Here is a 21,012-nt window from a genome sequence, read left to right as displayed (position 1 = left end):
AATTTTCGCGAAGTCACCTCGCCACCCGCAATATCGTCTTCCGCGACAGCCTCGGCAACAGTCGCGCCATCGTGCCCGGCGCGACGGCCACGCAGCCCTCCGTCGGCGGGAATCCGTCCTTGGCGATGTGGAAGAAGATCGCGCTGCCCATGCCGCGCCGGCGCGGACGGATGTTGTGGTCGAGAACGATGCAGCAGTCGTAGAGCCGGTCGGCGCGAAGCATGCGCTCATGGCTTGCCGGATAGGGAAGCGACACCGGCCTGTTGTAGTTGCGGTCGCCGGCCGCGTCGCACCAGCCGTCCCGATCACCGATCGGCGCCATGGCCAGGCTGGAGCGCAAGCCGGCTATGCGGCCTTTGCGGAAATAGCCGTTCAGCAGCCGCATGCGCGACAGCGGCGTCGCCCCGTCGCCCTCGCGCTTGAACGCGCTGATGCCGCCACGCCCCAGCGCGCACGGAAATGCGAGATGACCCCATTGCAGGATGCCCTCGCAGCGTTTTCCCGGCCGCGCGCGGACCGTGAGATTAACTATAGGGGCCTTTCTTTTTTCATCTGCCCAATTCCGCTCATGATTTTTGGGATAAGATCGCACGTGGAACAAATCACCGTGAGTTTCTTTTTTGCTGTCAGCATTCGTATAAACCGATTCCGGTCCTCTGCGTATTGCCAACAAACGGGTAGAACATGACGTCACGCACCATCCTCATCGTCGACGACGACGCAGATTTGCGCGAGACTCTCGCAGAGCAACTGGCGCTCTGCGAAGAATTCGAGGTTCTGCAGGAAGAAACCGCCACCAAGGGCGTGCAGACGGCGCGTGCCGGCATCGTCGATCTCCTCATCATGGATGTCGGCCTGCCCGACATGGACGGTCGCGAAGCGGTCAAGCTCCTGCGCAAGGGCGGCTTCAAGGCGCCGATCATCATGCTGACGGGACAGGACACCGATTCGGACACGATCCTCGGCCTGGAGGCGGGCGCCAACGACTATGTCACCAAGCCCTTCCGCTTCGCCGTGCTGCTTGCCCGCATCCGCGCCCAGCTCCGCCAGCACGAGCAGAGCGAGGACGCGACCTTCCAGGTCGGGCCCTATGTCTTCAAGCCCAGTCAGAAGCTTCTCACCGACCAGCGCGGCGGCAAGGTTCGGCTGACCGAGAAGGAAGCCTCCATCATCAAATATCTCTACCGGGCCGATCAGAAGGTGGTGACCCGGGACGTTCTTCTGGAGGAGGTGTGGGGGTACAATTCCGGCGTCACGACCCATACGCTGGAAACCCATGTCTATCGTTTGCGCCAGAAAATCGAACGCGATCCCTCCAATGCCGAGATTCTTGTGACAGAAAGCGGCGGATACAAGCTCGTCCCTTGACTGAATCCCCCCTGCGGTCGAAGAACCGAAAGGGGGGCGCGCAAACAGGGACATCCAATTGGCGCTTGACGACGACATTCGCATATTGTCCGGGGTGGGTCTGTTTGCCGACCTGACAGCGGAACAGTTGCGTCTCCTCGCCTTCGGCGCCGAAACCATGCGCTTCTCCGTCGGACGCGAGATCTACGCCGAGGATGCCCCCGCCGATTGCGCCTATGTGGTGGCGAGCGGCCAGGTCGTCCTCTACCGCGAGATCAATGGCGGGCAGACGGTCCTGGCGCGCCTCGGTCCCGGCGCGATCCTCGGCGAGCTGGCGCTGATCACCGAGACCAAGCGGCTGACGAGCGCGGCGGCGGAGGCCGATGTCGAGGTCGTGCGCCTCAACCGTACCCTGTTCCGGCGCATCCTCGAGGAATATCCCGAACTGGCGGCGCATTTGCACAGCCGCATCACCGCCGAGCTTCAGGACCTCCTCGAGCGGATAGAGCGGGTCGGCCCGCGCTTCTCGTCCTGATTTTCAGTCGAGATCGAAACTGGCGATGACCGGTACATGGTCGGACGGGCGATCCCAGCCACGCGCCGCCCGCAGCACCTCGAGGCCGGCCAGGTTGCCGGAAAGATTGGGCGACGACCAGATATGGTCGAGCCGCCGGCCGCGATCGGAGAGCTCCCAGTCGCGGGCACGATAGCTCCACCAGGTGTAGATCTTCTCCGGCGGCGGTGTGTGCTGGCGCATGAGGTCGACCCAGTTGCCGCCGCGGCGCATGCCCTCCAGTCCCTCGGTCTCGACCGGCGTATGGCTGACCACGTTGAGCAGCTGCTTGTGTGACCAGACGTCCTCCTCCAGCGGCGCGATGTTGAGGTCGCCGACCAGGATCGAGGAATAGCCGTCATCCTGCAGCGCGCGCACCTCGTGCATTTCCGCGACAAAGTCGAGCTTGTGGCGGAATTTCGGATTGATCGCCGGATCGGGCTCGTCGCCGCCCGCCGGAACGTAGAAATTATGCACCAGGATGCGCCGCCCGCCCGCCTCGACATGGACAGAGATATGCCGGCAGTCGCCCATCTTGCAGAACTCGCGCTTCTCGACGATCTCGATCGGCCTGCGCGCCACGGTCGCGACGCCGTGATAGCCCTTCTGCCCGCTTATGGCGACATGCTCGTAACCGGCCTTGCGGAAGGCGGCGCTCGGAAACAGATCGTCCGGGCACTTGGTCTCCTGCAGGCACAGAACGTCCGGTTGGTGTTCGGCGAGGAACCGCTCGACCAGCGGCATGCGCAGCCGCACGGAGTTGATGTTCCAGGTCGCGATCGAGAACGGCATGGGAATTTTCCGGCATCCGGTTTGAAACGCCGCGAAAACTGCCAGCCCCGCCGCATAAACACAAGCCGCCGATGGGTCGCATCGGCGGCTCAGGGGTTATTCCACAGATAAGCCTGCCAAGGCCCCGGCTCAGCGCCCCTGCTGCTGCCGGTTCCAGTGGTTGATGTTGCTTTCGTCGATCCTGAAGACGGAGGGATCGAAAGTGACGCCCTGCTGGACGTTGAAGATCATGACCGTCGTTTCCTTGCCTTGAGCGTCGGTGATCGTCCACTGGCGCAGATCGTAGGATTTCGGGTCGAACATCATGGTGATGGTGGCGTTACCGAACATCGACCTGTCGGCAAGCTGGATCGTGGTGAGGTCGTTCTCCTGCTTCACGCCGCGCACCTTGTTGCCCGAAAGATCGATCCTCTCGTCGAGCAGCAGCTTGAGCGGCGTCTGCGCCAGCGGGTAGACGTCCGCGGTCTTCAGCCTGGTGTTCTCCAGGACCACCGAGCGCCCGTCGGAGGTGACCTTGAAGGTCGACGGGGCCTCGTAGTTGAAGCGGATCTTGCCCGGCCGCTGGATATAGAACTTTCCGCCGGTCTGCTCGCCGCGCGGACCGAACTGGACGAACTCGCCCATCATCGTCTTGACGCTCGAGAAATGCTGGGCGATGCGCTGCGCGACGTCGGCCTGCGCCTGCGCCTCGCCGAGGAAGGAGAACGGCTTATGGACATTGCCGGCCGCGGCGAGGGCGGCAAAGGCGGCGGTTGCGCCGAGAAAGCCGCGCCGCGTGATCCCCGACCTTTCGGTCCGGGCGCCGGGCTTCGTCTTTCCTTCGATCCGCTTCTTGTCCATGGCAACTCTGCTCCTTGACGGTAAGCCGGTCAGATAGGCGTTCAGTTGGGCCGAAATTGGGCTCGGCTCTGCTCTCCGCGTCGTTCGCATATCGCCGCAAAGCAACGGTTTCGCAGGCAATTGGTTTCACGCGGGCTCCGCGAAAAATGCGCGCCGGCTTAAAACTTGTCGTCTTCGGTCGGCACGAGGATTTCGCGCTTGCCGGCGTGATTCGCCGGGCCGACGATGCCCTCCTGCTCCATGCGCTCGATGATCGAGGCAGCACGGTTGTAGCCGATGCCGAGGCGCCGCTGGATGTAGCTCGTCGATGCCTTGCCGTCGCGCAGCACCACCGCCACCGCCTGGTCGTAGGGATCCTCGGAATCCTCGAAACCGCCGCCGGAGCCGCCGCCCCTCGATCCGCCGTCCTCGTCGTCCTCGTCGTCCTCAGTGATGGCGTCGAGATATTCCGGCACGCCCTGCAGCTTGAGATGCGCGACGACCTTTTCCACCTCCTCGTCGGAGACGAAGGGACCGTGAACGCGCTGGATGCGCCCGCCGCCGGCCATGTAGAGCATGTCGCCCATGCCGAGCAGCTGTTCGGCGCCCTGCTCGCCGAGAATGGTGCGGCTGTCGATCTTGGAGGTCACCTGGAAGGAAATGCGGGTCGGGAAGTTCGCCTTGATCGTGCCGGTGATCACGTCGACCGAAGGCCGCTGCGTCGCCATGATGACGTGGATGCCGGCCGCGCGCGCCATCTGCGCGAGACGCTGCACCGCGCCCTCGATGTCCTTGCCGGCGACCATCATCAGGTCGGCCATCTCGTCGATGATGACGACGATGTAGGGCATCGGCTCGAGGTCGAGATCCTCCGTCTCGTAGATCGCCTCGCCGGTCTCGCGGTCGAAGCCGGTCTGCACGGTGCGGCTGATCCGCTCGCCCTTCTTCTGCGCCGCGCCGACGCGCTGGTTGAAGCCGTCGATGTTGCGCACGCCCACCTTGGACATCTTGCGATAGCGGTCCTCCATCTCGCGCACCGTCCATTTGAGCGCGACGACGGCCTTCTTGGGATCTGTTACGACGGGGGTCAGCAGATGCGGGATGCCGTCATAGACGGAAAGCTCCAGCATCTTCGGGTCGATCATGATCAGTCGGCACTGTTCCGGCGTCATCCGGTAGAGGATCGACAGGATCATGGTGTTGATCGCCACCGACTTGCCCGAGCCGGTGGTGCCGGCCACCAGCACGTGCGGCATCTTGGCGATATCGGCGATAACCGCCTCGCCATTGATGGTCTTGCCGAGCGCCAGCGCCAGCCTGGCCTTGGTCACCTCGAAATCCTTGCTGGCCAGGATTTCGCGCAGATAGACGGTCTCGCGCTTCGAGTTCGGCAGTTCGATGCCGATGGCGTTCCTGCCCGGCACGACGGCGACGCGGCAGGCGATCGAGCTCATCGAGCGGGCGATGTCGTCGGCGAGGCCGATGACGCGCGACGACTTGATGCCGGGCGCAGGCTCCAGCTCGTAGAGCGTGACGACCGGGCCGGGACGAACGTGGATGATCTCGCCCTTGACGCCGAAATCCTCCAGCACGCCTTCCAGAAGCCGCGCGTTCTGTTCGAGCGCGTCCTTCGACAGCGACGGATCGCGCGCGACGTTCTTCGGCTCCGACAGGAAATGCAGCGACGGCATTTCGAAATCGCCGGAGCCGATGAAGGAGGTCTGCGCCTCGCGCTGGACGCGCGCGCCGGGTTGCGGGCGCGGCGCCGGATTCTCGACGCGCGCCGGCGTCGGCGAACGGAAATTCTGGACCTGCGGCTGGCCGGCAGGCGCGGCGCGCGCTGAGGTCGGGCGGATGATCGTATCGTCGTCGAAATCGTCATATCCGTCGTCGTCCATGTCGAACGGCGGATCGATCTCGGGCATCGAAGGCGCGCCGAAGCCAGGTTCGACACGCGGCGCGGCGCGGCGCGGCGACGGCGCGAAATCGGCGAATTCGTCGTCGTCCTCTTCCGGCCGCGAGCGGACGCGGGCCATCACGGGCGCGGCGAAGGAGAGCTTGCGGCGCAGGAACGCACGGACGGAAAGCCACCAGTGGACGACGGCGCCGATCGCCAGCATGCCGCCGCCGCGATCGTCCTCCTCCTCGTCGTCTTCCTCCTCGTACACTTCCTCCTCGCGCACGGCACGGCGCTTGACCGGCATCTTGACCGGCTTGTCGGGAGCGGGGGCGGGCCGCGAGATCGCGCCGGAACCGAAAAGCAGGAGCCACATGGCCGGCCCGGCCAGGACAAGCGCGGTGAGCACGGCGGCGGCACCGGACGGATAGCCTCCGGCAAGCCAGGAGGGGATGTTCAGGGTCAGGTCGCCGAACACGCCTCCGAGACCCGACGGCAGCGGCCATGTCGGCGGCGCGCCGACGCAGCCGACGAGCCCGGCGGCCAGCACCGAGCCGGCAAACCATGCGACGGCACGCGTCGGCATGCGGTCGATGCCGCGCGCGCTCACCAGCCAGAAGCCCCAGGCCAGCGCCGGCACGAGCGCGAGCACGGAGGAAAGGCCGAAGAACTGCATGGCGAGGTCGGCGAAGACCGCGCCGGGATAGCCCATCGCATTGGTCACCGGATTGTCGGTGGCGAAGCTGAAGCTGGGATCGGCCACGTTCCAGGTACCGAGGCTCGCCAGGCAGAACGCGACCAGCGCGAAGACCGCGAGGCCGATCACGCGCGTCAACTGCCGGTGCAGGAAGCCCTTGATGCCGTATCCCGTGTCGCCGATTGCCATTTGGGCGGTCATTCCCGAACGCATGCGTCTTATCCGTTGCCTGTGGTCGCGCAGCCGAACGGTGCGCGTGGATTTACGCCCACCCTAGCGACGGGAAGGTTAAGACGGCATTAACCATGGCGGATCGCGGAGCACGCCGGAAAAAAAGAGGCCCGGACGGAGCCGGGCCTCAAAGTGTGACGGCCGAGAACAACCGTCACGACGGGATTTGTCGCGCGGGGCGGACGAGCCGCCCCGCCGCATGATCACGAATGATAGGCCACTTCGCCGTGCGAGGTGATGTCGAGGCCCTGCGCCTCGTCTTCCACCGCCGGACGCAGGCCGATGATCAGGTCGACCACCTTGTAGAGGATGGCGCTGATGACGCCGCACCACACGATCGTCACCAGCACGGCGATGATCTGGGTCCAGACCTGCCCGCCCATGGTGACGCCCTCCTCGTAGCCGACGCCGCCGAAGGAGGTGGAGGCGAGGAAGCCGGTGCCGATGGCGCCGACGATGCCGCCCACGCCGTGGATGCCGAAGACGTCGAGCGCGTCGTCATAGCCGACCTTCGCCTTCACGATCGCCACGAAGTAGTAGCAGACCACGCCGGCGACGAGGCCGAGGAAGATCGCGGCGACCGGACCGACGAAGCCCGCCGCCGGCGTCACCGCGACGAGGCCCGCGACGATGCCGGAGGCGCCGCCCAGCATCGAGGCCTTGCCGCGCGCCATCTTCTCGACGGCCACCCAGCCGATGATCGCGCCGGCGGTCGCCGTGAAGGTGTTGATCATGGCGAGAGCCGCGCCGCCGCTGGCCGAGAGCGCCGAGCCGGCGTTGAAGCCGAACCAGCCGACGAACAGGATCGACGCGCCGATCAGGGTGAGCGGCAGCGAGTGCGGAGCCATGTTGTCCTTGCCGTAGCCGGTGCGCTTGCCGATCATGATCGCGCCGACGAGGGCGGCGATGCCGGAATTGATGTGGACGACGGTGCCGCCGGCGAAGTCCATCGCGCCCCAGCCGAAGAACAGGCCGTTGGCGTCCCACGCCATGTGGGCGATCGGGAAGTAGACGAAGGTGACCCACAGGATGGTAAACAGCACCACGGCGCCGAACTTCACGCGCTCGGCGAAGGCGCCGACGATGAGGGCGGGCGTGATGCAGGCGAAGGTCATCTGGAAGCAGATGAAGACCAGTTCGGGAATGCTGCCCGATTCCGAGTCAGGCGTCACGCCGGAGAGGAAGAGCTTACCGAAGCCGCCCCAGAAGGCGCTCTCGCTGCCGCCGAAGGCGAAGGAATATCCCCACAGCACCCACACCACGATCACCACGGCGGTGATCATCGTGCACTGCATCAGCACGGAGAGGATGTTCTTGGCGCGGACGAGGCCGCCATAGAAGAGGGCAAGGCCCGGCAGGATCATGAACAGGACGAGGATGGTCGAGACCAGCATCCAGGCGGTGTCGCCGGTGTCGAGCGCGGAGGCGGCCGCCTCGGGCGCCTCCTCCGCGGCTTCCTGGGCGAAGGCTGCGAGCGTTCCGAAGGCGCCCATGGCGAGTGAGGCCAGAAGGCCGACCCGCGCGGGCTTGAAGGACGTAGGTAGGTTCATTGCAATCTCCATAAATCGAATCTGCGGCTCAAAGCGCGTCGGTGTCGGTTTCGCCCGTGCGGATGCGAACCGCCTGCTCGATGGAAAAGACGAATATCTTTCCGTCGCCGATCTGCCCGGTCTTGGCGGCGTTGGAGATCGCTTCGACGGCCTTGTCGACCATGTCTGGCGCCACCGCGACCTCGATCTTCACTTTCGGCAGGAAGCTGACGGCGTACTCCGCGCCGCGGTAGATTTCGGTATGCCCCTTCTGACGCCCGTAGCCTTTGACTTCGGTGACGGTCAGGCCCTGGATGCCGACGGCGGTGAGCGCTTCGCGCACCTCGTCCAGCTTGAACGGCTTGATGATTGCCATCACGATTTTCATAAGGTTTCACCCTTTGCTGATGCGGGTCCCCGCGTTTTCGGTGACATCGCCGGCCTTCCCCCAGGACAGCCGATGAGCGCAAAGTGTGATTCAAGCCGCGTGCCAATTGCTCCGCACGCGGCTTAAGAAGTTATAATTGCTGGAAAATCATCGTTTCGCCCACGGCCGCCGCCGCACGGGCGTCAGCCGATATGCGTAAAAAACAAGCAAATTTTGAAAATTGCCTATTTAGAAGGCTTCGTCCGCACGCGAACCAGCCCCTCCTGCGCGGTGGAGGCGATCAGGGTGCCGTCGCGCGAATAGAGGAACCCGCGGGAGAACCCGCGCGAGCCGATCGCGTTCGGACTGTCCTGCGTGTAGAGCAGCCAATCGTCGAGCCCGGTCTGGCGGTGGAACCACATGGCGTGGTCCAGGCTCGCCATCTGCAGGTCCGGGTCGAAGCCGGTGCGGCCATGCGCGAAGGTCGAGGTATCGAGCAGGGTCATGTCGGAGAGATAGGCGAGTATCGCGCTCTGCAGCGGCCGCTCGTCCGGCGCCTTGCCGGTGATGCGCACCCATACGTTCTGATAGGGCGGCAGCTTCGCGCGCGTGGTGTAGTGCTCCAGATTGACCGGCTTGATCTCCAGCGGCCGCTCGCGCGCCCAGAAGCGTCGCACGGAATCCGGAACCTCGTGGCCGGTCTCCTCCAGGAGCTCGAACTGGGTCTTCAGTTCCTCCGGCGGCGGCACGTTCAGCGGCATCGGCAATTGGTGGTCCAACCCCTCTTCGTCGAGCTGGAAGGAGGATTCGAGCGAGAAGATCGCGTGGCCGTGCTGGATCGCGGTCACCCGCCGCGTGGTGAAGGAGCCGCCGTCGCGCAGCCGGTCGACCTCGTAGACGATGGGGACGGTCGGATCGCCCGGCCGCATGAAATAGCAATGCAGCGAATGCACGTGCCTGTCGGCGGCGACCGTGCGCTGCGCGGCGATCAGCGCCTGGCCGATCACCTGCCCGCCGAACACGCGCTGCCAGCCGGATTGCGGGCTGCGACCACGATACAGGTTGTGTTCGAGCCTCTCCAGGTCGAGTATGGCGAGAAGCTCCTGCATGGCCTGTGACATGTGGCGGTTTTCCTCGGCTTGCGAACGTGGTTGAAGGTTTCCAACAGGAACGCCGGAACAAGTCAAGGCGAGGCGGATTATTCCGGGCATACCGGCGGAAGAGAGGATTTTCGATGGCTAGGACCGACAGCGCTTCCGGTTTTCAGGACCGTCTCGACGTTCTCGTGGCGGGGGCCGGCTATGTCGGCCTCGCCGTCGCCGTTTCGATACGCCAGGCGAGGCCCAATCTCGCCGTCGCCGTCGTCGACGCCGCGCCGGAAGGCGTGTGGCGCAACGACACGCGCGCCTCGGCGGTCGCGGCGGCGGCCACGCGCATGCTCGCCCAGCTCGGCTGCTGGGACGAAATCGCGCCCGAAGCCCAGGCGATGACGGAGATGATCGTCACCGATTCGCGCACCTCGGATCCCGTTCGCCCCGTCTTCCTGACCTTCGACGGCGAAGTGGCGCCGGGCGAGGCCTTCGCCCACATGGTCGCCAACAAGGTCCTCAACGGCGCGCTGCGCAAGCGCGCCGTTGAACTCGGCATAGACATCATCGAGGGCGTCGGCGTCACCGGCTTCGAGACCGGCGCGCAGGAGACGCTGGTGCATCTCGCCGACGGCGTCACGCTGCGCACGCGCCTCCTCGTCGCCGCCGACGGCGTGAAGTCGCGGCTGCGCGACATGGCCGGCATCAAGACCGTGCATTGGGAGTACGGCCAGTCGGGCATCGTCTGCACCATCGCGCATGAGCGTCCGCATCACGGCCGTGCCGAGGAACACTTCCTGCCGGCCGGCCCCTTCGCCATCCTGCCCCTGTCCGGCAACCGCTCGTCCATCGTCTGGACCGAGCGCACCGAGGACGCAAATCGCCTCGTCGCGGAAGACGAGATCGTCTTCGAGATGGAGCTGGAGCAGCGTTTCGGCCTCAAGCTCGGCGAGATCCGCATCGAGGGCAAGCCGCGGGCATGGCCGCTCGGCCTGATGCTGGCGCGCGATTTCGTCAAGCCGCGCTTCGCGCTCGCCGGCGACGCCGCCCACGGCATCCATCCGATCGCCGGCCAGGGACTCAATCTCGGCTTCAAGGATGCCGCGGCCCTTGCCGAGACGATAGTGGAGGCCGACAGGCTCGGCCAGGACATCGGAGCGATCGACGTGCTCGAGCGCTACCAGCTGTGGCGCCGCTTCGACACCTTCCAGATGGGCGCCACCACCGACGTGCTCAACCGCATGTTCTCCAACGATTTCGGGCCGATGCGGGCTGCCCGCGACTTCGGCCTCGGCCTGGTCCAGCGCATGCCGCGCCTCAAGGAATTCTTCATCCGACAGGCGTCCGGCCTTTCCGGCGAGGCCCCGCGCCTCTTGCGCGGCGAGGCGATCTGACAGCGGACGGCGGCTTTCGCTCAGATCACGTTGAGCTCGCGAAACGCTCGACCCGCGGCGATCCGCTCGTAGCCGAAGGCCGAGCAGTCGATCGTGCGGTAGCCGCCATGGACCAGCAGTTCCGCGATCGCCTTGCCGACGGCGGGCGCCTGCTGCAGCCCGTGACCCGAGAAGCCGTTGGCGAAGATGAAATTCGCCACCTCGGGATGCGGGCCGATCACCGCGTTCTGGTCGAGCGTGTTGTAGTCGTAGTGTCCGGCCCAGGCGCGCGTCGGCTTGATCGCCTCGAAGGCAGGCACGCGGGTGGCGAGAACCGGCCAGATCGCCTCCTCGAACAGCGGCCAGTCGGGATTGAAATCGTCCGCGTTGGCGGGCCCCTCGCTTTCCTCGTCCTCGGCGCCGCCGGTGATGTAGACGGAGCCTTCCGGCCGCACATAGATTCCGCTCGGGTCGACCATCAGCGGCATGTCTTCGAAACGCTCGCGCGCCTCGAAGACGAAGACCGAGCGCTTGCGCGGCTCGACCGGCAGGACGAGCCCGGCCATGGTGGCGACCTTGCCGGCATCGGGCCCGGCGGCGTTGATCACGGTGCCCGCCGAAAGCATCTCGCCATCGGCCAGCCGTACGCCGGTCACCTTGTCGCCGGCGCGCGCGATCTCCGTCACCGGCTGCGACAGGAAGGCGATGTCGCGCTCCTTCAGCGCCCTGCGGAACAGCATCAGCAGCGCGTGGGCGTCGAACCAGCCCTCGCCGGAGCGGCCATAGGCGCCCGCGCTCACCCCTTCCGTCGAAAGCCAGGCGAAGCGCCGTTCCAGCGCCATGGGATCCTCCAGCACGATGTCGGCCCCCTCCGCGGCTTGCGCGGCGTGGTTCGACTTCAATATGTCGAGCCCCGCCTCGCCGGCGAGAATGAGATAGCCCTTTTCCCTGAAGCCGATATCGGCGTCCTCGCCGAAACGCGATTTCAGGTCGCGGAAAAGCCGCAGCGTGAATTGCGACAGGCGGATGTTCTCAGGGATGGAGAATTGCTGTCGGATCGACGCGCAGGAAAGCGTCGTCGCGGCATGGGCGAATTGCGGGTCGCGCTCGACGAGCGCGATCGAGCCGGAAAACCCTTCCTCGCGCAGGAAATAGGCGATCGAGCTGCCCACGATCGCGCCGCCGACGATGACGACGTCGAAATTCGCCATTTGAGACCCTTTCCTTCGGTATGGCCCTTGCGCGGAAGGAACCAGTTTCGCCATGCGCCCGCAAGGGGGTGCTTGCCCCTTGCGTCGGGGATTCCGTTGCGCCAAGAAGAACCATGCAGATCAGACCGCCCCGCCCACGCCGCTCGGTGCTCTATGTCCCCGCCGTCAACGACAAGGCGCTCGCCAAGATCGCGTCGCTCGACTGCGACGCCGTCGTCGTCGACCTCGAGGACGCCGTTGCGCCTGCCGAGAAGGCGACGGCCCGCGAAAGGCTCAAGGCGTTCTTCGGCGGGCTCGAAAAGGGTCCGCGCGAGATGGTGATCCGCGTCAACGCGCTTTCGAGCGAGTGGGGGGCGGACGATCTCCTCGCTGCCCGCGAGTGCCGCCCGGACGCGATCCTGCTGCCCAAGGTCGACAACGCCCGCGACATTCTCGAAGCCAACGACATGCTCGACGACGTCGATGCCCGACCGTCGCTGTCGCTCTGGGCGATGGTGGAGACGCCGAAGGCGGTGCTCAACATCGGATCGATCGCCGAACTCGGCCGTGACCGCGGCGCGAGGCTCGCCTGCCTGGTTGCCGGCACCAACGATCTCGTCAAGGAAACCGGCGTGCGGGCCACCGCCGACCGGCGCTATCTCACGCCCTGGCTGATGCAGATGGTGCTGGCCGCGCGCGCCGGCGGGCTCGACGTGCTCGACGGCGTGAGCAACGTTTTCCGCGACCTCGAGGCTTTCGGCCGCGAATGCGCCGAAGGCCGCGATATGGGCTTCGACGGCAAGACGCTGATCCATCCGGCGCAGATCGAGCCGGCCAACCGCGCCTTTTCGCCGTCGGACGCGGAGATCGAGGAGGCGCTTTCCATACGCGCCGCCTTCGCGCTTGCCGAAAATGCCGGCAAGGGCGTGATCTCGCTCAATGGCAGGATGGTCGAGCGGCTGCATCTCGACCAGGCGGAACGGCTTCTCGCCAAGGCCGGACAATGACAGGAGAAAGCAGATGAGACTTTACCGTTTTCTCACCGGGCCCGACGATGCGAGCTTCTGCCACAAGGTGACGGCCGCCCTGAACAAGGGCTGGCACATTTACGGCTCGCCCACCTATGCCTTCGACGCGGAGACGAAGACGATGCGCTGCGGCCAGGCCGTGGTGAAGGACGTCGAGGGCAAGGAATACGATCCGGAGATGAAGCTCGGCGAGCAGTGAGCCGGCGACCAACGCCTGGTGCGTCCTTCGAGGCTCGCTGCGCTCGCACCTCAGGATGAGGGAGGGCTGCACGCTCGAAAGCCCCTGCCGTTTCTTGAATGGCGACTCTTGCCGACTACCCTCCCCACAGGGAGACGGGCAGCCGCGCAGAATTATGTCCAACCATGAGTACGCACCGCGTCCTGACCGCCAGGCCGCTTCCCCTTGTGTGGGGGGTAAATATTAGCAAATAATTGGCTTTCGCGCATCTCACCGCAAGCTCGATGCACAACCTCCCTCATCCTGAGGTGCGACCCTGAGCTTGTCGAAGGGGAGCCTCGAAGGACGCACCGACTATCAATGCGCCGGCATCATTCCGCGCTTTCCTCGATCTTTTCCATGTCGTCGTCGGAGAGGCCGAAATGATGGCCTATCTCGTGCACGAGCACATGCGTGACGATGTCGCCCAGCGTCTCCTCGTTTTCCGACCAATAGTCGAGGATGGCGCGGCGGTAGAGCGTGACGCGGTTGGGACCCTCGCCGGTGGCCGGGTTCCAGCGCTCCGCGATGCCGCGCCCCTCGAAGAGGCCGAGCAGGTCGAAGGGCGTCTCCAGCGCCAGGTCGTCCATGATCTCCTCGGTCGGGAACTCGGCTATCTGGATGACGATCTCACCAGTCAGCGTGCGGAATTCCTGCGGCAGATGCGCATAGGTCTCGAGCGCAAGAAGTTCGAATTCCTCGAGCGAGGGGGAAAGCTGATCGTGCCAGGCACGGGTGTTGTAGATACGGGCCATATTTCGTCCTTTGGGGGCCATATAGCCTTTCGCAATGCCGCTTTCGAGCCCTGTTAGGGGCTAGAGTCGATTTTGGCTTCCAAGCGCCGATCCTGAAGACGTCCGAAAAGGAATAAATTCTTTTTCAGACTCTGCTTGACTCTTTCGGCACGCTCTGGAATCCATAGGAACATAACGAGAACATATACCGAAAGAGCAGTGACATGGCGACGTCCGCCGTGGCGCACGAGGCCGTTTTTGCCTTACGCCGGGAAATAGCGAGGATCGAAGGGGTCCTGCCCGAGAGGCTGGAGGCGCCGGAAACGGCCCGCGCCGACGAGGCCGGGATCGTGCTGCGCCGCGCCGGCATTCCCGGCATCGCTCCCCTCCCGACCGGCGTCGAGCGCCTGGACGCGGTTTTGGGCGGCGGCCTGCCCAACGCCGCCCTCACCGAGATCCACGGCCGCCAGACCCGCGACGCCGGCGCGACGGCGGGCTTCGCGCTCGCCCTTGCCGGTCTTGCCCTCGCGCACGGCCGGGTCGCCGGCCCGGTCCTGTGGATCGGCACGAGCGAGATCTTCCGCGAAGCCGGCATGCCCTACGCGCCGGGGCTGCTTTCGCGTTTCGGCATCAGGCCCGAGAGCCTCCTCTTCTCCCGGGCCGGCAGGCTGGAGGAAGCGCTCTGGATCGCCGAGGAGGCGGCCGGGCTGAAGGCGCTCGCCGCCGTCATCCTGGAAATGCGGGGAACTGCGGCACGGCTCGACCTTACCGCGACGCGCCGCCTGCACCGGCGCGCCCAGCTCTCCGAACGACCCTTCCTGCTTCTGCGCCAGGCAGCGCAGCCCGAACCCACCGCGGCGCCCGTGCGCTTCCTGGTGGCCTCGGCTCCGGCCGCGCCCCGCCAGATCCTTTCCATGCCCCTGCCGGGCTCGATCGGCCGGCCCGCCTTCAATGCCGCAGTCACCCGAAGCCGGACGGCCATGACCGCCCAGTTCACGCTCGAATGGAACTCCGATGAACGCACCTTTCACGAAAGACTTGCCGACGCCCCCGCGCAGGATACTGGCGTTGTGGTTTCCCCATCTGCCGACGGACAGGATCATGCGGCAGCGTCTGGGGAGGTCCTGGCGTTCCCGGCCGCAGGCGGAGCGGCCGTCGCCGCCGCCCCTCCTCGTCAGCCACCACGAGAGGAACACCCAGCGCATCGTCGCCCTCGACGAGCGGGCTGAGACGCTGCGCCTGAAGCGCGGCATGGGACTTGCCGATGCGCGCGCGATGTATCCGGGCGCCGAGATCGTCGAAGCCGATCCGCAGGCGGACAGACGGCTGCTCGAAGGCCTCGCCGACTGGTGCGACCGCTACACGCCGCTGGTGGCGATAGACGGAGCGGACGGGCTCTTTCTCGACATCAGCGGCTGCGCCCATCTTTTCGGCGGCGAAAGGGCGCTGCTCGAGGATGCCGGCCGCCGGTTCCTCCAGCAAGGCTTCGACGTGCGGGCCGGCCTCGCCTCCACGCCGGGCGCGGCCTGGGCGGCGGCGCATTTCCTAGCGCCTGTGCCCGAGGAACTGGAGCGGGCTTTCGGGCAAGGTCGGCCTGGAGAGATATGCCCCTCCATCCTGGACGAGGGCCGCGAGGCGGAAGCTCTGGCGCCGCTGCCGCTGTCGGCCCTGCGTCTCGATCCCGCCGTGCGCGCCGGTCTCGAAAGCGTGGGGCTGCGCACCGTGGGCGCGCTGCTTTCGGCGCCGCGCGCGCCTCTTGCCCGCCGCTTCGGCGCGATGCTGCTCGTCCGGCTCGATCAGGCTCTCGGGCGGGTCGAGGAGGCCGTTTCCCCGCGCCTGCCGGTCGCGCCCCTCTCCGTCGAGCGCCACCTCGCCGAACCCGTGATCCTCATGGAGGACATAGAACGGCTGGTGGTCCTGCTCACGGCAAGCCTGAAGCCCGATCTCGAACGGCGCGGCGAGGGCGCCAGGACGTTGGAGCTTCTGCTCTTCAGGGTCGACGGCGCGGTGCGCCGCATCGCGGTCGGCGCCTCGCGCCCCCTGCGCGAGCCGGCGCTCGTCCAGCGGCTGTTCCATGAAAGGCTCGCCGCGCTCGAAAACGGTCTCGATGCCGATTGCGGCTTCGAGCTCGTGCGGCTGTCGGCGGCCCTCCTCGCCCCGTTCGAGATGGCGCAGGCCGATCTCCATGGCGATGCCGACGATGGCGGCGATACGCTCGCCCTCCTTGCCGACCGCATCCGCGCCAGGCTCGGCGACGACGCCCTGCTCGCGCCGGTTCCGGCCCAAAGCCACATTCCCGAACGCGCGGTCGCGAACCTCCCCTTCGCAAAGCAGCCCACGCGTGGAAAAGCGGTGCCGGCCGCAGCCGTCGCCGAAGCCGCGCCGGAACGCCCCATCCGCCTCTTCGCCTCGCCGGAGCCGGTCGAGGTCATGGCGGTCGAGGTGCCGGAAGGGCCGCCTTTGCGCTTCCGCTGGCGCCGCGTCCTGCATCAGGTCGCCCGCTCCGAGGGACCCGAACGCATCGCGCCGGAATGGTGGCACGACAGGGCCGATGCGCCCACGCGCGACTATTTCCGGGTCGAGGACGAACAGGGCCGCCGTTACTGGCTTTACCGCCAGGGCCTCTACGGCGCCTCGAAGGAGATGCCGCGCTGGTTCATGCATGGGATATTCGCATGAGCGCGGACAAGGCCACCCCCTATAAGCCCATCCCCTATGCCGAATTCGCCGTGCAGTCGAATTTCTCCTTCCTGCGCGGCGCCTCGAAGCCGGAAGAGCTCGTCGTGGCGGCAAGCCTCTCCGGCCATTCGGCCCTCGGCCTTGCCGACCGCAACACGGTCGCCGGCGTGGTGCGCGCGTGGCAGCAGGCGAAGGTGGAGGGCCTCGCCTATCATCCGGGCGCCCGGCTGGTCTTTTCGGACGGCACGCCGGACGTCCTCGCCTATCCGCGGGATCGTGCCGGCTGGGGCCATCTCTGCCGCATGCTGACCGTCGCCAATGCCCGCGGCGAGAAGGGCGCTCCCGATCTCAGGCTGGAGGATTTCCTCGAATGGGGGGGATCCATGTCGCTGGCGGTCATGCCCGGCCTGGAGAAGCCCGCCGAAGACGCGCTTTCCCTGCTGCGGCTCCTGAAGGACCGCTTCGGCGACGCCTTGCGCATCGCCGCCGCACCGTCCTATGGCGGCAACGACCGGTTTCGCCTGGCCCAGGCCGCCGGCCTCGCCGAAAGGCTCGGCCTGCCGCTGATGGCGGTCAACGACGTGCGCTATCACGCCGCCGAGCGCCGCCCGCTCCAGGATGTGCTGACCGCGATCAGGCTCAACATTCCCGTCGCCGAGGCCGGCTTCGAGCTCGCCGCGAATGCGGAACGCCATCTGAAGCCGCCCTCGGAAATGGCACGGCTCTTCCGCGACCATCAACAGGCGCTGGCCGAGACCATCCGCTTCGAGGAAAGCCTGACCTTTTCCCTGAAGGAGTTGCAGCACAACTATCCAGACGAGCCGACCCGCGACGGCGCGACCCCGCAGCAGGAGCTGGAACGCCTGGCATGGGAAGGCGCGGCGCGGCGCTTCCCCGGCGGCGTGTCCGCCGACACGGCCAAGCGCATAAGGGAGGAATTGGCGCTCATCGACCGCCTGCAATATTCGCGCTATTTCCTCACCGTTCACGACATCGTCCAATATGCGCGCACGGAAGGGATCCTCTGCCAGGGACGGGGGTCGGCCGCCAATTCCGTGGTCTGCTACTGCATCGGCATCACGGAGGTCGGGCCCGACAAGATCAGCAGCCTGTTCGAGCGTTTCATCTCGGAGGAACGCAACGAGCCGCCGGACATCGACGTCGATTTCGAGCATGAGAAACGCGAAATCGTCATGCAGTACGTCTATGAGAAGTACAGCAACAAGCACACCGCGCTCGCCGCTTCCGTCGTCACCTATCGCGGCCGCTCGTCGCTTCGCGAGGTCGCCAAGGCCATGGGGCTTTCCGAGGATGTGATGTCGGCTCTTTCCGGCTCGATCTGGGGCTGGTCGTCCGCCGAGCTGGGGGAAACGGAGGCCAGGGCCGGCGGCCTCGACCTGACGGACGTCCGCTCCCGCCACGTCATCGACCGCGCCAACGACATACTGGAATTTCCCCGCCATCTCTCCCAGCATGTCGGCGGCTTCGTCATCACCAAGGACCGGCTCGACGAAATCGTGCCCATCGTCAAGACCGCGATGGACGACCGCAAGATGGTCGAATGGGACAAGGACGACCTCGATTCCGTCGGCCTCCTCAAGGTCGACATCCTCGCGCTCGGCATGCTCACCTGCCTGCAGCGCTGCTTCGGCCTGATGAAGGCGCATTACGGCCTCGACTTGACGCTCTCGGCCATCTCCGACCGCACCGAGGAGGAAGGGCCTGTCTACGCCATGATCAGCCGGGCCGACACGATCGGTGTCTTCCAGGTGGAAAGCCGGGCGCAGATGTCGATGCTGCCGCGCCTCAGGCCGAAATGCTTCTACGACCTCGTCATCGAGGTGGCGATCGTGCGGCCCGGCCCGATCCAGGGCGACATGGTGCACCCCTATCTGCGGCGGAGGGAAGGAAGGGAAGATCCGGAATATCCCAAGCCCGAACTGAAAGAGATTCTTTCCAAGACGCTCGGCGTGCCGCTGTTCCAGGAACAGGCGATGCAGATCGCCATCGTGGCCGGCGGCTTCTCGCCCGCCAAGGCCGACAAGCTGCGCCGCGCCATGGCGACCTTCAGGCGCACCGGAACCATCGGCACGCTGAAGAAGGAAATGATCGAGGGCATGGTTTCGCGCGGTTACGAGCGCGATTTCGCCGAGCGCTGCTTCAAGCAGATCGAGGGCTTCGGCGAATACGGCTTTCCCGAAAGCCACGCCGCCTCCTTCGCCCTGCTCGTCTACGCCTCCTCCTGGTTCAAGGCCTATTATCCGGACGTCTTCTGCGCGGCGATCCTCAACTCCCAGCCCATGGGCTTCTACCGCCCGGCGCAGCTCGTGCGCGACGCGCGCGAGCACGGGGTGGAGATCCGCGAGGTCGACGTCAATCTTTCCCACTGGGATTGCACGCTGGAGGAAGCCCCCCTCGATCCCGCGCGCATCGCCCCGCGCCATGCCGGAATGCGCGGAACCATCCGGACATGCCATGCCGTCCGGCTGGGCTTCCGGCAGGTCAAGGGCCTTTCGGAAGAGGACATGAAGCTGCTCGTCCTGCATCGCGGCGCCGGCTACGATTCCGTGCGCGACCTGTGGCTGCGCTCGGGCCTGACGAGAAGCGTCATCGAGCGGCTTGCCGAGGCCGATGCGTTCCGCTCCCTGGGGCTCGACCGGCGCGAGGCGCTCTGGGCCGTGCGGGCGCTCGACGAGAAGGGTGCTGCCGAACGTCTGCCGCTCTTCGAGCGGCCGGAGCTTCGGCTACGCGATTTCGAGGAGGAGATGCAGCTCCCTTCCATGCCTCTCGGCGAGCATGTATTCCACGATTACCGCACGGTTTCCATGTCGCTCAAGGCTCACCCGGTCTCCTTCCTGCGTCAGAGGTTCGACGAGGAAGGCGCCCTCCAAAACTTCAGGCTCGACAAGCTTGCCAACGGCACGCGCGTTTCGGTCGCCGGCCTCGTTCTCATCCGCCAGCGGCCGGGTTCGGCCAAGGGCGTGATCTTCATGACGCTGGAGGACGAAACCGGCATCGCCAATGCCATCGTCTGGAAAAAGGTTTTCGAGCGTCACCGCCCGATCGTCCTGGGCGCGCGGCTGGTGCGCGTCATCGGGCGTCTCCAATCGGCCTCGGGCGTCATTCATATCGTGGCGGAACGGATCGAGGATCTGAGCCCGCGGCTCGGCGAGCTTTTCGCCGACACGCCCCGCGTCTATTTCCGCTCGGACGAGGCCGGGAAGACATCGGCCGACAGCCGTGCCGATAAGAACCGCAACGAGGCGGCCGACCTGCTTTCACCCGGCGGCAGGCTGCTTTCGGCGGAAGCCGCCAGGGTCATGCCGAAGGGCAGGAACTTTCATTGATTGCCGTCACAATCGCGCTGCGCTTTCACTCCGGCGCCGCATCCAGTTTCTCTGAAGCGTCCCCATGCATGCCGGGCAGGATCTTGGACAAGAAATAGGGCGCGCCCAATGCTGACACGTGACACGCCAAGCAGCAGATCCGGATACGGCGCTTCAGCCTCGACGCGGGCCGATCCTCAATTCTCCTCGTCGTCCGTCAGCCGGCGCGCTTCCGAAGGCAGCATGATCGGAATGCCGTCGCGGACCGGATAGGCGAGCCTTGCCGAGCGCGAGACCAGCTCGCTCCGCTCCGCCCTCCATCGCAGCGGTCCCTTCGTCAGCGGACAGGCAAGCATCTCCAGAAGCTTCGGGTCGATGCCGAAATGCCGCTCCGTCTCGCCCATCGCGTCCTCCTTTCCGGCAGGTTCGTCCGGGCCGCTCATTGCAGGCTGGTGCCGAAATCGTCGTCGGCGCGCGCCAGCGCCATTTCGGTGATCGCGATCAGGGTTTCGGCGCGCGTCTTCAGGTCGGGCGCTTCCAGCAGCGCCTGCTTCTCGGCCGCGCCGTAGGGCGCCATCATCGAAAGCGCGTTGACCAGCGTCGCGTTCTCGGCGCGGCTGATGCTGTCCCAGTCGGCGTCGAGATCATTGGCCTTGAGATAGGCGCGAAACGCCTTCAGCAGCGCCGAGCGGTCGACATCGGCGGCCCCCGCGTCCTCGTCGAGATCGGCGGCGAAGCAATTGACGCCGCATTGCCTGAACGGCGATTTCACCGTCTTTTCCGAAACCACGCGGAAACGGCAGACGCCCTGCAGCGAGATCAGATAGCGCCCGTCGCCGGTTTCGGCGAAGGAGGTGAGCCGGCCGATGCAGCCGACATCGCATATTTCGGGTTCGCCGTCCGGCCGCGTTGCGCCGTCCAGCCGCGGCTGCACCATGCCGATCAGCCGGTCATGCGCGAGCGCATGATCGACCATTTCGAGATAGCGCGGCTCGAAGATGTTCAGCGGGATGCGCCCGCCGGGCAGGAGCAGCGCGGCCGTCAGCGGAAAAACCGGCAGGACTTCCGGCAGATCGCTCGCCGTCCGGTACCGCGCATTTCCAGCCTGCACTTGCATCCTCCCGCTGCGGGTTGCGAATCCTCGT

At 66.0% G+C, this 21,012-nt stretch carries 19 protein-coding genes; 8 read left to right on the top strand and 11 right to left on the bottom strand.

Going from position 1 to position 21,012, the window contains the following annotated elements:
* Positions 1–13: 13 nt before the first annotated feature.
* Positions 14–532, bottom strand: a complete 519-nt coding sequence (locus tag XW59_RS02885) for a L,D-transpeptidase family protein (RefSeq protein ID WP_047145697.1) — start codon at positions 530–532, stop codon at positions 14–16.
* Positions 533–684: 152 nt separating this feature from the next.
* On the opposite strand from XW59_RS02885, the gene XW59_RS02880 reads away from it, so the two are divergent.
* Both XW59_RS02880 and XW59_RS02875 read left to right on the top strand, forming a co-directional pair.
* Positions 685–1,368, top strand: a complete 684-nt coding sequence (locus tag XW59_RS02880) for a response regulator transcription factor (protein ID WP_047145568.1) — start codon at positions 685–687, stop codon at positions 1,366–1,368.
* Between the two features lie 58 nt (positions 1,369–1,426).
* Positions 1,427–1,882 (top strand): cyclic nucleotide-binding domain-containing protein, encoded by a 456-nt coding sequence (locus tag XW59_RS02875; protein WP_047145567.1) that lies wholly within the window; start codon positions 1,427–1,429, stop codon positions 1,880–1,882.
* 3 nt (positions 1,883–1,885) lie between these two features.
* Here XW59_RS02875 and XW59_RS02870 read toward each other — a convergent pair whose 3' ends face one another.
* The 6 genes from XW59_RS02870 to tesB all read right to left on the bottom strand — a co-directional run bounded on the left by XW59_RS02870 (position 1,886) and on the right by tesB (position 9,353).
* Positions 1,886–2,692, bottom strand: coding sequence for an exodeoxyribonuclease III (locus XW59_RS02870; RefSeq protein WP_047145566.1), 807 nt, complete (start codon positions 2,690–2,692; stop codon positions 1,886–1,888).
* Between the two features lie 129 nt (positions 2,693–2,821).
* Positions 2,822–3,532, bottom strand: a complete 711-nt coding sequence (locus tag XW59_RS02865; protein WP_082137572.1) for an outer membrane lipoprotein carrier protein LolA — start codon at positions 3,530–3,532, stop codon at positions 2,822–2,824.
* A 158-nt stretch (positions 3,533–3,690) separates the two neighbouring features.
* Positions 3,691–6,318: a DNA translocase FtsK gene (locus XW59_RS02860; protein WP_047145565.1), complete on the bottom strand. Its 2,628-nt coding sequence runs from the start codon at positions 6,316–6,318 to the stop codon at positions 3,691–3,693.
* 221 nt (positions 6,319–6,539) lie between these two features.
* Positions 6,540–7,886, bottom strand: coding sequence for an ammonium transporter (locus XW59_RS02855; protein ID WP_047145695.1), 1,347 nt, complete (start codon positions 7,884–7,886; stop codon positions 6,540–6,542).
* A gap of 28 nt (positions 7,887–7,914) precedes the next feature.
* Entirely contained in the window at positions 7,915–8,253 is a 339-nt protein-coding gene (locus tag XW59_RS02850; RefSeq protein ID WP_047145564.1) for a P-II family nitrogen regulator, read from the bottom strand.
* A 224-nt stretch (positions 8,254–8,477) separates the two neighbouring features.
* The gene (tesB, locus tag XW59_RS02845; RefSeq protein ID WP_137326969.1) at positions 8,478–9,353 is read right to left on the bottom strand and encodes an acyl-CoA thioesterase II; all 876 of its coding nucleotides are present in this window, start codon (positions 9,351–9,353) and stop codon (positions 8,478–8,480) included.
* A gap of 113 nt (positions 9,354–9,466) precedes the next feature.
* Here tesB and XW59_RS02840 point away from each other — a divergent pair, with 113 nt between their 5' ends.
* Positions 9,467–10,714, top strand: coding sequence for a ubiquinone biosynthesis hydroxylase (locus XW59_RS02840; protein ID WP_047145562.1), 1,248 nt, complete (start codon positions 9,467–9,469; stop codon positions 10,712–10,714).
* A gap of 20 nt (positions 10,715–10,734) precedes the next feature.
* On the opposite strand, the gene XW59_RS02835 is transcribed toward XW59_RS02840, so the two are convergent.
* Positions 10,735–11,904, bottom strand: a complete 1,170-nt coding sequence (locus tag XW59_RS02835; RefSeq protein ID WP_047145561.1) for an FAD-binding oxidoreductase — start codon at positions 11,902–11,904, stop codon at positions 10,735–10,737.
* A 113-nt stretch (positions 11,905–12,017) separates the two neighbouring features.
* Between XW59_RS02835 and XW59_RS02830 the strand changes: the two genes are divergently transcribed.
* Both XW59_RS02830 and XW59_RS02825 read left to right on the top strand, forming a co-directional pair.
* Positions 12,018–12,890 (top strand): CoA ester lyase, encoded by an 873-nt coding sequence (locus XW59_RS02830; RefSeq protein WP_047145560.1) that lies wholly within the window; start codon positions 12,018–12,020, stop codon positions 12,888–12,890.
* Between the two features lie 13 nt (positions 12,891–12,903).
* Positions 12,904–13,110 carry a DUF1737 domain-containing protein gene (locus XW59_RS02825; protein WP_047145559.1) on the top strand — a complete coding sequence of 69 codons (207 nt, stop codon included), beginning with the start codon at positions 12,904–12,906 and terminating at the stop codon, positions 13,108–13,110.
* Positions 13,111–13,460: 350 nt separating this feature from the next.
* Here the strand turns inward: XW59_RS02825 and XW59_RS02820 are convergent, their stop codons facing one another.
* Positions 13,461–13,883: a metallopeptidase family protein gene (locus XW59_RS02820; protein ID WP_047145558.1), complete on the bottom strand. Its 423-nt coding sequence runs from the start codon at positions 13,881–13,883 to the stop codon at positions 13,461–13,463.
* A 203-nt stretch (positions 13,884–14,086) separates the two neighbouring features.
* On the opposite strand from XW59_RS02820, the gene XW59_RS29580 reads away from it, so the two are divergent.
* From XW59_RS29580 to XW59_RS02805, 3 genes are read left to right on the top strand one after another with little or no spacing between them, the layout of a single operon-like run.
* On the top strand, positions 14,087–15,091 hold the full coding sequence (locus XW59_RS29580) for a hypothetical protein (protein WP_136068192.1): 1,005 nt from the start codon (positions 14,087–14,089) through the stop codon (positions 15,089–15,091).
* Entirely contained in the window at positions 14,976–16,541 is a 1,566-nt protein-coding gene (locus tag XW59_RS02810) for a DNA polymerase Y family protein (RefSeq protein ID WP_246665987.1), read from the top strand. Before XW59_RS29580 ends, XW59_RS02810 begins: the two co-directional genes overlap by 116 nt.
* The gene (locus tag XW59_RS02805) at positions 16,538–19,888 is read left to right on the top strand and encodes an error-prone DNA polymerase (protein ID WP_047145556.1); all 3,351 of its coding nucleotides are present in this window, start codon (positions 16,538–16,540) and stop codon (positions 19,886–19,888) included. Before XW59_RS02810 ends, XW59_RS02805 begins: the two co-directional genes overlap by 4 nt.
* Positions 19,889–20,064: 176 nt before the next feature.
* Here XW59_RS02805 and XW59_RS02800 read toward each other — a convergent pair whose 3' ends face one another.
* Both XW59_RS02800 and XW59_RS02795 read right to left on the bottom strand, forming a co-directional pair.
* The gene (locus XW59_RS02800) at positions 20,065–20,271 is read right to left on the bottom strand and encodes a Trm112 family protein (protein ID WP_047145694.1); all 207 of its coding nucleotides are present in this window, start codon (positions 20,269–20,271) and stop codon (positions 20,065–20,067) included.
* Between the two features lie 35 nt (positions 20,272–20,306).
* Positions 20,307–20,978 (bottom strand): LON peptidase substrate-binding domain-containing protein, encoded by a 672-nt coding sequence (locus XW59_RS02795; protein WP_047145693.1) that lies wholly within the window; start codon positions 20,976–20,978, stop codon positions 20,307–20,309.
* Positions 20,979–21,012: the final 34 nt, after the last annotated feature.

The sequence above is a fragment of the Aquamicrobium sp. LC103 genome, from assembly GCF_001014615.2.
GTDB lineage: Bacteria > Pseudomonadota > Alphaproteobacteria > Rhizobiales > Rhizobiaceae > LBCQ02.
Note: the sequence above shows the minus strand (reverse complement) of the source record. Positions and strands in the feature narration are given on the sequence as shown.

Coding starts and splice junctions, on each gene's coding strand:
- XW59_RS02880 (WP_047145568.1), top strand. CDS start 685: ATGACGTCACGCACCATCCTCATCGTCGACGACGACGCAGATTTGCGC.
- XW59_RS02870 (WP_047145566.1), bottom strand. CDS start 2,692: ATGCCGTTCTCGATCGCGACCTGGAACATCAACTCCGTGCGGCTGCGC.
- XW59_RS02865 (WP_082137572.1), bottom strand. CDS start 3,532: ATGGACAAGAAGCGGATCGAAGGAAAGACGAAGCCCGGCGCCCGGACC.
- XW59_RS02860 (WP_047145565.1), bottom strand. CDS start 6,318: ATGCGTTCGGGAATGACCGCCCAAATGGCAATCGGCGACACGGGATAC.
- XW59_RS02855 (WP_047145695.1), bottom strand. CDS start 7,886: ATGAACCTACCTACGTCCTTCAAGCCCGCGCGGGTCGGCCTTCTGGCC.
- XW59_RS02850 (WP_047145564.1), bottom strand. CDS start 8,253: ATGAAAATCGTGATGGCAATCATCAAGCCGTTCAAGCTGGACGAGGTG.
- tesB (WP_137326969.1), bottom strand. CDS start 9,353: ATGTCACAGGCCATGCAGGAGCTTCTCGCCATACTCGACCTGGAGAGG.
- XW59_RS02840 (WP_047145562.1), top strand. CDS start 9,467: ATGGCTAGGACCGACAGCGCTTCCGGTTTTCAGGACCGTCTCGACGTT.
- XW59_RS02835 (WP_047145561.1), bottom strand. CDS start 11,904: ATGGCGAATTTCGACGTCGTCATCGTCGGCGGCGCGATCGTGGGCAGC.
- XW59_RS02830 (WP_047145560.1), top strand. CDS start 12,018: ATGCAGATCAGACCGCCCCGCCCACGCCGCTCGGTGCTCTATGTCCCC.
- XW59_RS02825 (WP_047145559.1), top strand. CDS start 12,904: ATGAGACTTTACCGTTTTCTCACCGGGCCCGACGATGCGAGCTTCTGC.
- XW59_RS02820 (WP_047145558.1), bottom strand. CDS start 13,883: ATGGCCCGTATCTACAACACCCGTGCCTGGCACGATCAGCTTTCCCCC.
- XW59_RS29580 (WP_136068192.1), top strand. CDS start 14,087: ATGGCGACGTCCGCCGTGGCGCACGAGGCCGTTTTTGCCTTACGCCGG.
- XW59_RS02805 (WP_047145556.1), top strand. CDS start 16,538: ATGAGCGCGGACAAGGCCACCCCCTATAAGCCCATCCCCTATGCCGAA.
- XW59_RS02800 (WP_047145694.1), bottom strand. CDS start 20,271: ATGGGCGAGACGGAGCGGCATTTCGGCATCGACCCGAAGCTTCTGGAG.